Source organism: Pseudomonadota bacterium, from assembly GCA_027624955.1.
Lineage (GTDB): Bacteria > Pseudomonadota > Alphaproteobacteria > UBA828 > UBA828 > PTKB01.
In genome coordinates, this window is record JAQBTG010000039.1 from 25,539 (window position 1) to 37,543 (window position 12,005).

The window sequence follows — 12,005 nt, forward strand, 5'->3', positions numbered from 1 at the left end:
ATTTTATTGGCGTCGCGCCCACAGAATTAAACTGTGGAACTAAATCGTGGACAATTCGCGCTCAGGCCTCCTCGTCGGTACTGGTGGATTTGGGCTCGCTGTCGGCATCTTCAACGCTTTTATCGTCATCGTCGAGTTTCGGCGCGAATACCGCGTCAGCGCCGACGGCTGCGGCCTCTTCTTCATCGCTTTCCGGAACCCTTGAGGTTGTCACGCCGGCCCAGGCTTGCTCAGCCGACAACACCGCCAGATTTTCCTCCTCTGGCTCGTCCAATTCTTGGTCGATATCGGCGCCATGCTCCACTTCGTATTTCAGCGCATCGAGGTCAATGGTCTCTTCGGCAATTTCGCGCAGCGCCACGACCGGATTCTTGTCGTTGTCGCGCTCAACCGTCAACGGTGCACCGGAATGAATATTCCGTGCCCGCCGGGAAGCGAGCAAAACCAGCTCAAAGCGGTTTGGGATCTTATCGACACAATCTTCAACGGTTACACGCGCCATGCTGCGGGCACTCCATAATAAAACAAACAAATGCGGATCAAAAGGCCGCGAAACCTACCCGTTTGCCACCTCTCACGCAAGTTAATATGGGTGTTTTTGGCGGAAATCAAAGGCCTCTTAGGATTCCAGGAGGTCTATTTTCTGGCCCGCAGGCAAGGTGGCGATGAGATCATCAATATGCCGGCCGTCTTTGGGATGGCGCCACTCGGGTGCGATTTCCACAAGCGGCAGTAGCACAAAGGCGCGTTGGCTCAGCCGCGGGTGCGGCAACCGCAGCGCTGGGCCGTTTTCGTCGGCGGCCCGATCAAATATCTGGCCGTTGAAATCGATCAGATCGAGGTCCATCACACGTGCCGCATTCGGCTCACCGCGGCGACGCCCGAAGTCAAATTCAATGTCGAGCAGGACCGCCATCAAGGCGGTGGACGAAAGCCCGCTTTCTACCCGCGCGACGCCGTTTACAAACATTGGCTGATCGGCCGACGGATAGGGCGCACTGCGATACCAGTTGGAACACTGGATCACGGCGACGCCGAGTTCGTCCAGGCGGCGCAACGCCGCTTCCAGCGCCAGCCGCGGCGTGCCATATCGCTCGGTTGCAAGATTGGCTCCCAAAGCGATAAATATCATCTCAGCCCAGCCGAAACGCCGGGGACTTGCCGCAGATGGCGACACGACATTAATATTAGCCATAACGTGACTTTTATTCGCACCAAATTGATTTAGCCCACCTCGATTAACTCTGCCGTTCGGGAATAACTCGCGAAATTTGCTGGCATATTTAGAAAATGGATTTTTTTCATGTTTAATTTTTATTCTGACGAACGTATCGGACTATTCATAGACGGTTCCAACCTTTACGCGGCCGCCCGATCGCTTGCTTTCGACATCGATTACAAACGCCTGCTCAGCGTTTTCGCAAAGAAAGGGCGGCTCATTCGCGCCTTTTACTATACGGCGCTGTTAGAGGATCAGGAATATTCGCCGATTCGCCCGCTCGTCGATTGGCTGGATTATAACGGCTACACCATGGTGACCAAACCGGCCAAGGAATTCACCGATTCAACCGGGCGGCGCAAGATCAAGGGCAATATGGACATTGAACTGGCCGTCGACATGATCGAAATGGCGCCGGTTCTGGATCATATCGTGCTGTTTTCCGGAGATGGAGATTTCCGCCGCCTGGTTGAGGCGGTGCAGTATAAGGGCTTGCGCGTCACGGTCGTCAGTACGGTGCGCTCGCAGCCGCCGATGGTGGCCGACGAGTTGCGCCGCCAAGCCGATTATTTTGTTGAACTGAAAGACCTTCAGGCAGAGATCGGCCGCGCGCCGCAGGGGCGCGAAGAAGACCAGCGAGAAGGCCCAAACGCGGCGCAGATTCACCAAAGCCTTGCCGACGAAGACGGCGACGGCGATGAATTTCCGGGCGAATCCTTTGAAGAAGAAGACGACGGCGGCGACGGCGACGACCAAGTTGACGCGAAATAGTATGGCGACCCCACGGGATAATATGGCGACGCCACACGGGCCGCAGGCGCCACAGGCACCGCAGCGGAACTGCCAAAAATGCCCGCGCCTCGTTGCCTATCGCGAGGCCAGCCGCGCCGCGCATCCCGACTGGCATAACGCCCCGGTGGCGAGCGCTGGGCCGCTCACCGCCCGGCTACTGATCGCCGGATTGGCGCCCGGCATCAGAGGCGCCAACCGCACGGGGCGGCCGTTCACCGGTGACTTTGCCGGCGATCTTCTCTATGCGACCTTGATCAAGTTCGGCTTTGCAAAAGGTGTCTACGCCCGCACCGCGGATGATGGCGTCAGCTTTGAAGATTGCCGCATTACCAACGCCGTACGCTGCGTGCCGCCGCAAAACAAACCGACCGCCGCCGAGATCGCCGCCTGCCGGCCGTTCCTGGAAAGTGAAATCGGCGCGATGCCGAATTTGCGGGTCATTCTTGCGCTCGGCGGGATCGCGCACCAAACTGTGCTGCGCAATCTCGGGCACAAGGTGAGCGCCTATAAGTTTGGCCATCGCGCGTGCCATGAATTATCCGCCAGCCTCACGATGATCGACAGCTATCACTGCTCGCGGCTCAACACCAATACGGGACGCTTGACCGAGGCCATGTTCCACGACGTGTTCGACGATATCCGTCGGCTGGTGGCGGCACCGCGCGCCGGCGGCCGAAATTAGGGCATTTCACGTTCACCTGCGTTCACGCAAAACGCTCTATCTCCTTTTAATTTAAGCAAATGCGTCGTCGCAGGTGATTCCACCTGCTCAGGACTTGCTCTAGTTATTGGCGCGCAGCAGGCGTTGCTTGTCGCGATTCCAATCGCGCTCTTTATCCGACGCGCGTTTGTCATGTTTGCGCTTACCGCTCGCCATGGCGATTTCGACCTTGGCCCGTCCGCGCTCGTTGAAATAGAGGGTGAGCGGCACCAAAGTCATACCACCGCCGCGCTTCAAGCTGCCGCTGAGCTTCTCGATCTCGCGTTTTCTAAGTAGCAGTTTGCGGGCGCGGGTGGGCTCATGATTGTAGCGCCCGCCAGCGGCATATTCGGGGATATGCGCATTAACTAGAAAAATCTCGCCGCTGCGTTCGATTGCGTAGGATTCGCCCATGCTGGCGCGGCCCAGGCGCAGGGACTTAACTTCGGTTCCGGTCAGCATAATTCCCGCCTCGAACTTCTCGGCGATATGATAATTGTGCCGTGCTTTGCGGTTTTGGGCGACAATATCGCGGCCATCGCTCTTCTGTGTGGCCATGTCAAAGGCGGCTTAAGCCGCCGCATCCTTCAGCAGGCCAAGTGCGCGCAAGGTTGCTTCGATCCGTTCTTTGCTAGCGCTTGACGGCGGGCACATGGGTAGCCGCATTTCGGCGCGGCACTTACCGAGCAGATAAGCCGCATATTTTACTGGTATCGGGCTTGATTCGCAGAACAGCACATCGTGCAGCGGCATGAGGCGGGTGTGCAGCTCAAGCGCCTTGGCCGCGTCGCCGGATTTCCACGCGGCATAGAATTCGGCGCAGGCGCGCGGCGCGACGTTTGACGTGACCGATATGCATCCGTGCCCACCCTGGGCAAAGAAGCCTATCGCCGTGCCGTCCTCGCCTGACATTTGGTTGAAGCCGCCTGGAATCGCCAGGCGCGTCAAGGTCGGGCGGGTAAGATCGGCGGTGGCATCCTTCACGCCGACGATATTCGGCAATGCCGCCAGGCGCGCCATGGTCTCGACGCTCATATTCACGACGCTGCGCCCGGGGATATTGTATATATATAGCGGGATCGCCACCGCATCCTGGATCGCTTTGAAATGCTGATACATGCCTTCTTGGGTCGGCTTATTGTAGTAGGGCATGACCAGAAGCGCGGCGTCGGCGCCGGCTTGCTTGGCGTGACGCGTCAACTCAATGGCTTCGGCAGTGCTGTTGGAACCGGACCCGGCGAGGACCGGCACCCGCCCCTTCGCCACACCGATGCAAATCTCGGTAATCCGCTTATGTTCGTCATGGCTGAGCGTGGGCGATTCGCCGGTCGTGCCGCACGGCACCAATCCGGACACGCCCTCGGCAATTTGCCACTCGACCAAGGCGCGGAACGCGTCTTCATCGACCGCGCCGTCGCGCATCGGCGTAATCAGGGCCGTGCAATAGCCTTCTAACATGGTGCTCTCCGCACTCGTAACATGGCGCTCTCCGCACTCGAATTATTAAGAGTTTTCCGAGCATAATTTGCCGTTGACCGGAGGACAAGGCCGGCGCCAATCGCCTTGCCGGATTGCAGACGCCCGGCCTAAGATCGCGGCCCGGCGGTTTGAGAAGGATATTCAGTTTTGAAAGGGCGTTCGTGCGCATTTTTCTCCCGCTAATCTTGGCAGCCATAATTTTTTGCGGTGCGGCCATTTCGCAGCGCGCGATTGCGGAGACGCTGTTGCCGCCGCCGGTTTCAGGCATGGACGCAAAATTTTACATCACCGCCTTCAAAGAGGCCGGAAGCGGACGGTGGTCGGCCGCCCACCGGATCGCGGCGCGTGCACGCGATCCGCTCGGCGCCAAGGTACTGCGCTGGATGGACTACGCACGGGCGCATAATCCTGCTTCGTTCGACGAAATTTCCACTTTCATTGCCAACAACCCCGATTGGCCGAGCCAGTCGGGGCTGGAAGCCAGCGCCGAAACCGCGATGCTGGGCGTCGACGACGACACGCGCATACGCGACTGGTTCCGCTGGCGCGATCCGGTAAGCCGCGACGGGCGTCTGCGCTTCGCCGATGTATTGATCGCCGATGGCGACGTGGCGCGCGCCGCAATATTCATCCGCGAGGCCTGGGTAGGAAACAATTTCTCCGGCGCGGACCTCAAGATCATTTTCGGCCGCTACAAGAACTATTTGCGCCAGGAAGATCATGACGCGCGTCTCGACCGGCTGATCTGGGACAATCGCCAGCGCGATGCGCGGCGTATGTTCCGCTATGTCGACAAGCGCCAGCGGGCCGTGGCGGAGGCGCGGATGGCGCTGCATGCGTTCGCCGGCGGCGTCGATGGCGCCATCGCCCGGGTGCCAGAGGACCTGCTCGCATCAGCGGGCCTGATGTATGAGCGCCTGCGCTGGCGCCGGCGCAAGGGACGCGATGACGGCGCCGAAGAAATATTGTTCGCGGCGCCGGAGGAATTGGGCCGGCCGAAACTATGGTGGCGCGAGCGCGCTATCCAGACGCGCCGGGCGCTAAACAGCGGCCGCGTCTCCGATGCCTACCGCTTGGCCTCTGGGCACGGCCAAATCGAGAGCTCCACTTTTGCCGAGGCGGAATGGCTGGCGGGCTGGATCGCGCTGCGTTTCCTCGGTGACAATACCGCGGCGTATGAACATTTTACCCGTCTCTATGAGGCGGTGTTCATGCCGATCAGCCGCGCCCGCGCCGCCTATTGGGCGGGCCGTGCCGCCACGGCCATGGGCGATCCGGATGGCGCGGCGCTGTGGTACGCCCAAGCGGCGCACTATCCCGGCACCTATTACGGCCAGCTCGCGGCGGCGCGCATCGGCGGCGCCAAGGCGCTGTTATTTGCCAATGAATCGCGCACCGGCGAGGAGATCGCCAACGCGGTCATCGCCGACAATGAAATGTTCGCCGTTATCCGCCTGCTGAACTTTCTTGGTCAAGACCGTTTGGCCGGCGTCTTCGTGAGCCACTTGGTGGAAATATCGAAGGGGCCGGCGGACCATGCCCTGATTGCCGGCCTTGCGCATGCACTCGGCCGCTATGACCTGGCCATCCGCGCGGCCAAACAGGCGACGCGCGACGGTTATATTTCGAACGCGCGGATATTTCCGCTGGTCGATTTACCTTTCGCATACGCCAACGACGAACTTGAGCACGCACTAGTTCTGGCGCTGACACGCCAGGAAAGTCTGTTCGACCGGGAGATCGCAAGCCCTGCCGGCGCGCGCGGGCTGATGCAGCTGATGCCGGCAACGGCGAGCCAAGTATCGCGCGGCCTGCGCCTGCCCTACGCCAAAAACAAACTCACCCAGGCTGCCTATAACGTGAAACTGGGCAGCACCTATTTGGCCAACATGATCGATAAACATGACGGCTCCTACGTTCTGGCCCTGGCCGCCTATAACGCCGGCCCGACCAATGTGCGGCGCTGGCTGCGCGCCAATGGCGACCCGCGCCAAGATTCCGAAGTAGATTTGGTCGACTGGATCGAGATGATTCCGATTCCCGAAACCAGAAACTACGTGCAGCGTGTTTTGGAAGGCGTTCAAGCCTATCGCTGGCAGTTGGGGGTCGAGGTTGACGCTGCCAGCATCGAGCGTGATTTGGCGCGAGGTTTCTCAGCGCGGGTTCTGGCCAGCCGATGCGACCCTGGCGATGCCGATGCGGCGATCGCGGTCGCGGATTTGGCGGCGCACTGTTAGAAGCGCCGGATTTGGCGGCGCGCTGTTAGAAGCGCCGGATTTGCCCCGGCGAAGCCCGGCCCTTGGCGCTCGCGCGGCAGCGGTGTAGATTGGCAGCTACAGAAAATTGGGGCCGGTTACGAGGCATAGGTAGAGGTATGATTGCCATGATTGCGAAGCAGGGATTGCCGCGACTCATCGCCGCTGCCGGGCTGGCCGTGGCGCTCCTTGTTCCACTTACCGCGCCATCGGCGGCAGCGGACGATCCTCCTCAGAACGCGGTCGAGCTGCGCGTCTCGGGCGTCGTACACGAACCGGCCGGGCGATACGGGCAGTTCACCTATACACGCGAATTCCACGACCTTAGCGGGCGCGGCGCAAAGATACGCCATGGCCGGGTCTGTTACAGCAGCGGCGGCTGCATCTCTGCGCCACTTGAATATATTGTCGAACCCGGCGGAGTGCTGGTGCAGGAGGGTCAGCTGCTAATGCCCATGTCGATCTCCCAGGCCTTCGACTTTACTTATGTCGGCGAGGATGGCGAAGGCGGCGACGTGACCGTCAAGGCACGTATTTTGGTCGTCGGCGATCAACTGGAACTTCAGGAACTTGAGTAATTCAGAGCGCGTCGTGACGCGCCTCGGCACCGCCGACAGGCGCGAATCAAACGAGGCAGACAGGCGCGAATCAGACGAGGCCAACAGGCGCGATTCCACCATGCTTCGTGATGACGGGGCTGGTGATGGCATCAACGTCTAAATCCACAGACCGGGATACCGACCAGAGTACCGCCCGGGACGCCCACCGCGAGCGCTTGATGCTACCCAATTATGCCGATGTGTGTGCTGCGGCCGAGCGCCTAGCAGGCAGCGCAGTGCGCACGCCACTGCTCGAATCAATCTGGCTGAACGAGCATATCGGCGGGCGCCTTCTGATCAAGGCCGAGCCATTGCAGCGCACCGGCTCGTTCAAATTCCGCGGCGCCTATAATTGCATTAGCCAACTCGACCGCGCCGCCCGGGCGCAAGGAGTGGTCGCCTATTCCTCCGGCAATCATGCGCAAGCGGTGGCGGCGGCAGCGCACATGCTCGGCGCGCCGGCGACCATCGTTATGCCGAACAATGCGCCGGCGGTGAAAGTCGCCGGGACAAAACGCTACGGCGCTGAAATCGTTAGCTATGATCGCGCGACGGAAGATCGCGGAGCATTGGCGGAGGGCCTGGCGCGCGACAAGGGCGCGACCCTTGTCCGGCCCTATGAAAATAATCACGTCATTGCTGGCCAGGGCACGGTTGGCCTTGAAATCGCCGCCGAGTGCCGGGTGCGCAATATCGCCCCCGATTTTGTGGTGGTACCGGCGGGCGGCGGCGGCCTGATGGCCGGTTGCGCACTGGCGCTCAGCGCCGAGTTGCCGGATACCGCGCTCTACACCGCTGAACCCGCGGACTATGACGATCACGCGCGCTCGTTTGCAGCCGGCACGCGCCAACGGGTGCACGATATGACCGTCGCTACCCTTTGCGATGCGTTGCTACCGGAGGAGCCGGGCGCGCGCACGTTCGCCATCAATTCAAGCCGCGTCGCCGGCGGCGTGACGGCAGATGACGGCGCGGTTCTCAGCGCCATGGCGGCGGCCTTCCACCATCTCAAGCTGGTGATCGAACCGGGCGGCGCGGCGGCGCTGGCGGCGGTTCTGAACGGCGCCTTGGCGACAGCCGGCAAGACCGTCGTTGTGGTCGCCTCCGGCGGCAATGTCGATCCCGATGTTTTCCGCACAGCGCTCGAGAGCGGCACCGGAAGTGTCTAGACTATTCGTCACGCTGTTCGCCCTGGCCGCGCTGTGCCTGGTGCCGGTGATTGGTGCCATGGCGCAAGCGCTGCCGCCGGAACTGGCCACGCGCATTGGCGCCGCCGCCGAACAGGGACGGCACCACCAAGCATCGCTCAGCGACATCATCGACGAGCGCCGGCAAATCGCCAATCGGCAACTGGAAACGGTGGTGGTATCGGCGATCGCTGAACGGCCGGAACTGTTTCAAGCGATCATGCGAGAAGCCTATCTTCAGGCGCCCGAATCGCATACCAATCTGAACTTTACCGTGATCAGCATGTTTCCGGGCTTTGCCGGCGTGTCGCAGGATCTGTCCGGCGCCGCGCCGCGCCGGGCCGAACCGGAGGCGGCGCAATTGGTCGCGCCACATGATGCGCGGGCGCCCGACATGCTGCGCGTCGCGACACCCGGCGACCGCCCCGCGAACTGGCCGATATTGCCGAAAGAAGGCGGGATCGACGGCTATGCCGATAAAGATCCGCTCGAAGGCCTCAATCGGGTCTTCTTCTATGCCAACGGCGCGCTGGATTTTATCATCTTCGAGCCGCTGGCGCGTGGCTATCGATTCGTGACGCCGGACGCCGCGCAGGACGCCCTCAGCCGCGCCTTCGACAACCTCGCATCGCCAATTATTTTCGCCAACGACCTGCTGCAATTGCGCTTCCACCGCGCGGCAACGACCTTGTCGCGGTTCGCCGTCAACAGCACCGTCGGCCTGTTGGGATTGTTTGACGTCGCAGCGGAGTTGGGACTGGAGCCGCATGACGCCGATTTTGGCCAGACCCTCTACACCTACGGTGTCGGCGACGGCATCTATTTGGTTCTGCCGCTATTTGGCCCGACGACGGCGCGCGATGCGGTCGGCCTCGGAGTCGACAGCCTGTTCGACCCGCGTAGCTGGCTCTTGGGCTCGACCGAGCGCCTGGCGCTCTATGCCGGCGAAGGCGTGGTGCGCCGCGAGGAATTAATCGATGCGGTCGATTATCTGGTCGAAAACGCCGAGAGCAATTACAACGCGGTGCGCGCCTGGACGTATCAGCAGCGCGAGGCCGAATTGCGCCAGTAACGCTCTAGGTTACCGACTCATTAAATCTTAGCCATATTCGCACTGAAGCGAGCTTGACGGAAGCGAGATAGGTGCCGTCGCGCTCGTCCTAGCCTGTGGCTACGGCTCGGAAATGTTTGAGCTTGTTGAAGAAACGCTGCGACAGCAGTGCGCTGTTTGTAAAGCCAATGAAAGCGATGCGCTCACAGCCTGTCGACCCTTACCGGACGTCGTGGGCGTTGCTAGACACCACTGCTTGTCCCCCACCAAGATATTCTCAACCCTTTGTAATGGCTGCCTCTAAGGCCAGCTTAGCCATGCAAAGTTTGTAACAATGATCAAACTCTGGGTGCGCAAGGCAATCATCCCACTCAAAGATTTTCGCTTTGACCAAAGAATCGGGACGTCCCAAACCCATGGGGCGAAACTCCAAGCTAAAATCTTTGCCTTCAATTTGTTGATTGGGTTCGAAATACAGCCTGTCGTGGAACCTTGTTCCGTAGTCGGCCGTGTGTTCGGAGGTCATATCACCTGTCCTACGAATTGCCTTCTTGGGTTTTCACTACGCGGCTGTAAACCAGCCGCGCGTTCGGTTTGCGAAAGCAACAAGAGACAACATAACTGGAACTTCGACGAGCACACCTACCACGGTCGTCAGAGCAGCCCCCGAATTTAAGCCGAATAAGCCAATTGCAACCGCAACAGCCAGTTCAAAGAAATTCGATGTTCCAATAAGGGCGCACGGTGCTGCAACGTTGAACGGCACCCGCCACAAATAGGCCGCACCATAAGCAAGTGCGAAAATGCCGTAGGATTGAATCAGCAGCGGCACGGCGATCAACGCGATTAATGAGGGGCTTTCGAGGATTACGTGACCTTGGAAGCCAAAGAGCAGAACCACTGTTGCGAGAAGTGCGACAACAGAAAACGGTTTGATAGCACTTGTGAACCGCAATACCGCGGCTTCGCCGCTTCCCCTGTTCTTGGCCCGGCTCACCAACCATGTTCGGGTGGCCGCTCCAGCGACAAGTGGAATCACGACATATAGACCAACAGATAAAATCAGCGTCTGCCACGGAACATCGATATCGGTAACACCGAGCAGCAAGGCGACAATCGGCGCAAAGGCGAAAACCATGATGAGGTCGTTCAGCGACACTTGCACAAGTGTGTAAGTTGCGTCGCCGCGCGTCATTTGCGACCACACAAACACCATCGCCGTGCAGGGGGCTGCGCCAAGTAGAATGAGGCCGGCAATGTACTGTTGTGCATCGGCAGGAGAGATTAAGTTGGCGAACAGGATCTCAAAAAACAGGATGCCGAGGCCAACCATCGTGAACGGCTTTATCAGCCAGTTCACGATAATAGTAATGAGCAGTCCCTTTGGCCGGTCGCCGATATGACGAAGGCTGGAAAAATCCACATTCACCATCATCGGGTAGACCATTCCCCAAATGAGGACGGCGACGATTAAATTAACCGATGCGAATTCCAGACCAGCGAGGACCTGAAAAAGATCAGGCAGCACTGTTCCGAGGCCGACCCCTGCAACGATGCACAAGGCGACCCATACCGATAGCCATTTCCCGAAGAAACCAATAACGCCAGGAGAGATTGTCGTTGGCGCAGCCTTTTCACGATTCATACTAACGCCAACGGCCTCCCTATCTTGGGCCTGTTGCTCAACTATGGCTGGAAAATGGTGAATGGCAACAGTCCACCCGCCAGCCGCGCCGCCATGACGCAGCAACCGACTGAAGTGGCCAGTAGGATCGTTGTTCCGGAAAACTCGGCGACTAGTTTATGGGCATGTGACCTAGAGCGGCCCGACGCCTCCGGGATAACAGAATGACGAACTCGGCGAATAGAAGCCGAAGGTGATTTCCAGCGGATCGGCCGGGCGCAGCGCATAGCTCGAATGACCCGGTGCGAGAAATTCGAATGACAGCACTTCGAACGGCTCCACGATATCGCCGACATAGGCGTAGCGCCCGCTTTCCATAATGCCGCCATTCTGGGTGATGTAGCGCAGATGGCCGCGAACTGATTCACCAATCGTTTCGGACACCCGCGCCTTGGTGCGGAACAGCAGCGTGCCGTCGCCCGCCTGTGTGGTTGCGGTGAGCACGTCGCCCGCGATCACCAATTCAGTGTTGCCGGCATCGGCGGGAATGCCGCGATCAGCGGCGTAGGCGCGCATGCCGGGATTGGAATTGAAATAATGCGTCCAAAACCGGCCAGGCGTGCCGTCGTCAAGATCGAGCCCGTCGAGATCGAGGCCCATATAGGTGAGCGAATAGGCGCCGAAATGTGATGTCTGCGCATCGGTGTCGACGACATATTGGTTGATGTAGATGGCTTTGTTGGCGGCTGGCTTGAGGCCGGCGGGCAGCAGGGCGGCGCAGGCTGCGGGATCGGCCGGCACCCAGCAGAAATAGAGCATGCGGGCTTTGGTGATAAGTTGCGGCGGCAACAATTCCTGGGCCATGTTTTTTCTCTCCGGGTTGGATTGTGAAGCATTGTGGCTGGCGGCCATCATACGCCGTGCGGGCCGGCTGGGTGAAGGTTCAGGTAAAGAAATATGGCGCCAGACCGAGATGGTTCTCATCGACCACCAAGCGGCGGTTGAGCGGCGGATAGGCGCGACGGTTGCATTCCAAACGGTCGCACAGACGACAATTGACGCCGATCTTAAGCGCCGAATCAGGGTCCGCCGGTAGTTT

15 protein-coding genes are annotated in these 12,005 nt (G+C 59.8%); 7 read left to right on the plus strand and 8 right to left on the minus strand.

What is annotated here, in order from left to right:
* Positions 1-61: 61 nt before the first annotated feature.
* Together rpoZ and folK are read right to left on the minus strand one after the other, a co-directional pair.
* Entirely contained in the window at positions 62-502 is a 441-nt protein-coding gene (gene rpoZ, locus O3A94_13960) for a DNA-directed RNA polymerase subunit omega (GenBank protein ID MDA1357356.1), read from the minus strand.
* Between the two features lie 117 nt (positions 503-619).
* Complete coding sequence (folK, locus tag O3A94_13965; GenBank protein MDA1357357.1) at positions 620-1,195, minus strand: 2-amino-4-hydroxy-6-hydroxymethyldihydropteridine diphosphokinase; 576 nt, start codon at positions 1,193-1,195, stop codon at positions 620-622.
* A 108-nt stretch (positions 1,196-1,303) separates the two neighbouring features.
* Here folK and O3A94_13970 point away from each other — a divergent pair, with 108 nt between their 5' ends.
* Positions 1,304-1,990 carry an NYN domain-containing protein gene (locus tag O3A94_13970; protein MDA1357358.1) on the plus strand — a complete coding sequence of 229 codons (687 nt, stop codon included), beginning with the start codon at positions 1,304-1,306 and terminating at the stop codon, positions 1,988-1,990.
* A gap of 22 nt (positions 1,991-2,012) precedes the next feature.
* Complete coding sequence (locus O3A94_13975; protein MDA1357359.1) at positions 2,013-2,693, plus strand: uracil-DNA glycosylase; 681 nt, start codon at positions 2,013-2,015, stop codon at positions 2,691-2,693.
* Positions 2,694-2,792: 99 nt separating this feature from the next.
* On the opposite strand, the gene smpB is transcribed toward O3A94_13975, so the two are convergent.
* Positions 2,793-3,269: an SsrA-binding protein SmpB gene (gene smpB / locus O3A94_13980; GenBank protein MDA1357360.1), complete on the minus strand. Its 477-nt coding sequence runs from the start codon at positions 3,267-3,269 to the stop codon at positions 2,793-2,795.
* Between the two features lie 12 nt (positions 3,270-3,281).
* Entirely contained in the window at positions 3,282-4,169 is an 888-nt protein-coding gene (gene dapA / locus O3A94_13985; GenBank protein MDA1357361.1) for a 4-hydroxy-tetrahydrodipicolinate synthase, read from the minus strand.
* Between the two features lie 266 nt (positions 4,170-4,435).
* Between dapA and O3A94_13990 the strand changes: the two genes are divergently transcribed.
* The 5 genes from O3A94_13990 (at position 4,436) to O3A94_14010 (ending at position 9,303) form a co-directional block, all read left to right on the plus strand.
* A complete protein-coding gene (locus O3A94_13990; GenBank protein ID MDA1357362.1) occupies positions 4,436-6,427 on the plus strand; it encodes a lytic transglycosylase domain-containing protein in 1,992 nt (663 codons plus the stop codon).
* A gap of 146 nt (positions 6,428-6,573) precedes the next feature.
* Positions 6,574-7,023: a hypothetical protein gene (locus O3A94_13995; protein ID MDA1357363.1), complete on the plus strand. Its 450-nt coding sequence runs from the start codon at positions 6,574-6,576 to the stop codon at positions 7,021-7,023.
* The gene (locus O3A94_14000) at positions 7,016-7,165 is read left to right on the plus strand and encodes a hypothetical protein (GenBank protein ID MDA1357364.1); all 150 of its coding nucleotides are present in this window, start codon (positions 7,016-7,018) and stop codon (positions 7,163-7,165) included. The genes O3A94_13995 and O3A94_14000 overlap by 8 nt, the downstream gene beginning before the upstream one ends.
* Positions 7,166-7,223: 58 nt before the next feature.
* Complete coding sequence (locus O3A94_14005; GenBank protein ID MDA1357365.1) at positions 7,224-8,213, plus strand: threonine/serine dehydratase; 990 nt, start codon at positions 7,224-7,226, stop codon at positions 8,211-8,213.
* Positions 8,206-9,303, plus strand: coding sequence for a VacJ family lipoprotein (locus O3A94_14010; protein ID MDA1357366.1), 1,098 nt, complete (start codon positions 8,206-8,208; stop codon positions 9,301-9,303). Before O3A94_14005 ends, O3A94_14010 begins: the two co-directional genes overlap by 8 nt.
* A gap of 256 nt (positions 9,304-9,559) precedes the next feature.
* Here the strand turns inward: O3A94_14010 and O3A94_14015 are convergent, their stop codons facing one another.
* The 4 genes from O3A94_14015 to O3A94_14030 form a co-directional block, all read right to left on the minus strand.
* Positions 9,560-9,808: a hypothetical protein gene (locus O3A94_14015; GenBank protein ID MDA1357367.1), complete on the minus strand. Its 249-nt coding sequence runs from the start codon at positions 9,806-9,808 to the stop codon at positions 9,560-9,562.
* Between the two features lie 36 nt (positions 9,809-9,844).
* Positions 9,845-10,927: an ACR3 family arsenite efflux transporter gene (gene arsB, locus O3A94_14020; protein ID MDA1357368.1), complete on the minus strand. Its 1,083-nt coding sequence runs from the start codon at positions 10,925-10,927 to the stop codon at positions 9,845-9,847.
* Between the two features lie 171 nt (positions 10,928-11,098).
* Positions 11,099-11,770, minus strand: a complete 672-nt coding sequence (locus tag O3A94_14025) for a hypothetical protein (GenBank protein MDA1357369.1) — start codon at positions 11,768-11,770, stop codon at positions 11,099-11,101.
* A gap of 79 nt (positions 11,771-11,849) precedes the next feature.
* Positions 11,850-12,005 (minus strand): short-chain fatty acyl-CoA regulator family protein (locus tag O3A94_14030; GenBank protein MDA1357370.1); only part of this gene is annotated, 156 nt, incomplete at its 5' end.

Bases quoted from the DNA above. Each gene is read 5' to 3' on its own strand.
- rpoZ (MDA1357356.1), bottom strand. From the start codon at position 502: ATGGCGCGTGTAACCGTTGAAGATTGTGTCGATAAGATCCCAAACCGC.
- folK (MDA1357357.1), bottom strand. From the start codon at position 1,195: ATGGCTAATATTAATGTCGTGTCGCCATCTGCGGCAAGTCCCCGGCGT.
- O3A94_13970 (MDA1357358.1), top strand. From the start codon at position 1,304: ATGTTTAATTTTTATTCTGACGAACGTATCGGACTATTCATAGACGGT.
- O3A94_13975 (MDA1357359.1), top strand. From the start codon at position 2,013: ATGGCGACGCCACACGGGCCGCAGGCGCCACAGGCACCGCAGCGGAAC.
- smpB (MDA1357360.1), bottom strand. From the start codon at position 3,269: ATGGCCACACAGAAGAGCGATGGCCGCGATATTGTCGCCCAAAACCGC.
- dapA (MDA1357361.1), bottom strand. From the start codon at position 4,169: ATGTTAGAAGGCTATTGCACGGCCCTGATTACGCCGATGCGCGACGGC.
- O3A94_13995 (MDA1357363.1), top strand. From the start codon at position 6,574: ATGATTGCGAAGCAGGGATTGCCGCGACTCATCGCCGCTGCCGGGCTG.
- O3A94_14005 (MDA1357365.1), top strand. From the start codon at position 7,224: ATGCTACCCAATTATGCCGATGTGTGTGCTGCGGCCGAGCGCCTAGCA.
- O3A94_14015 (MDA1357367.1), bottom strand. From the start codon at position 9,808: ATGACCTCCGAACACACGGCCGACTACGGAACAAGGTTCCACGACAGG.
- arsB (MDA1357368.1), bottom strand. From the start codon at position 10,927: ATGAATCGTGAAAAGGCTGCGCCAACGACAATCTCTCCTGGCGTTATT.
- O3A94_14025 (MDA1357369.1), bottom strand. From the start codon at position 11,770: ATGGCCCAGGAATTGTTGCCGCCGCAACTTATCACCAAAGCCCGCATG.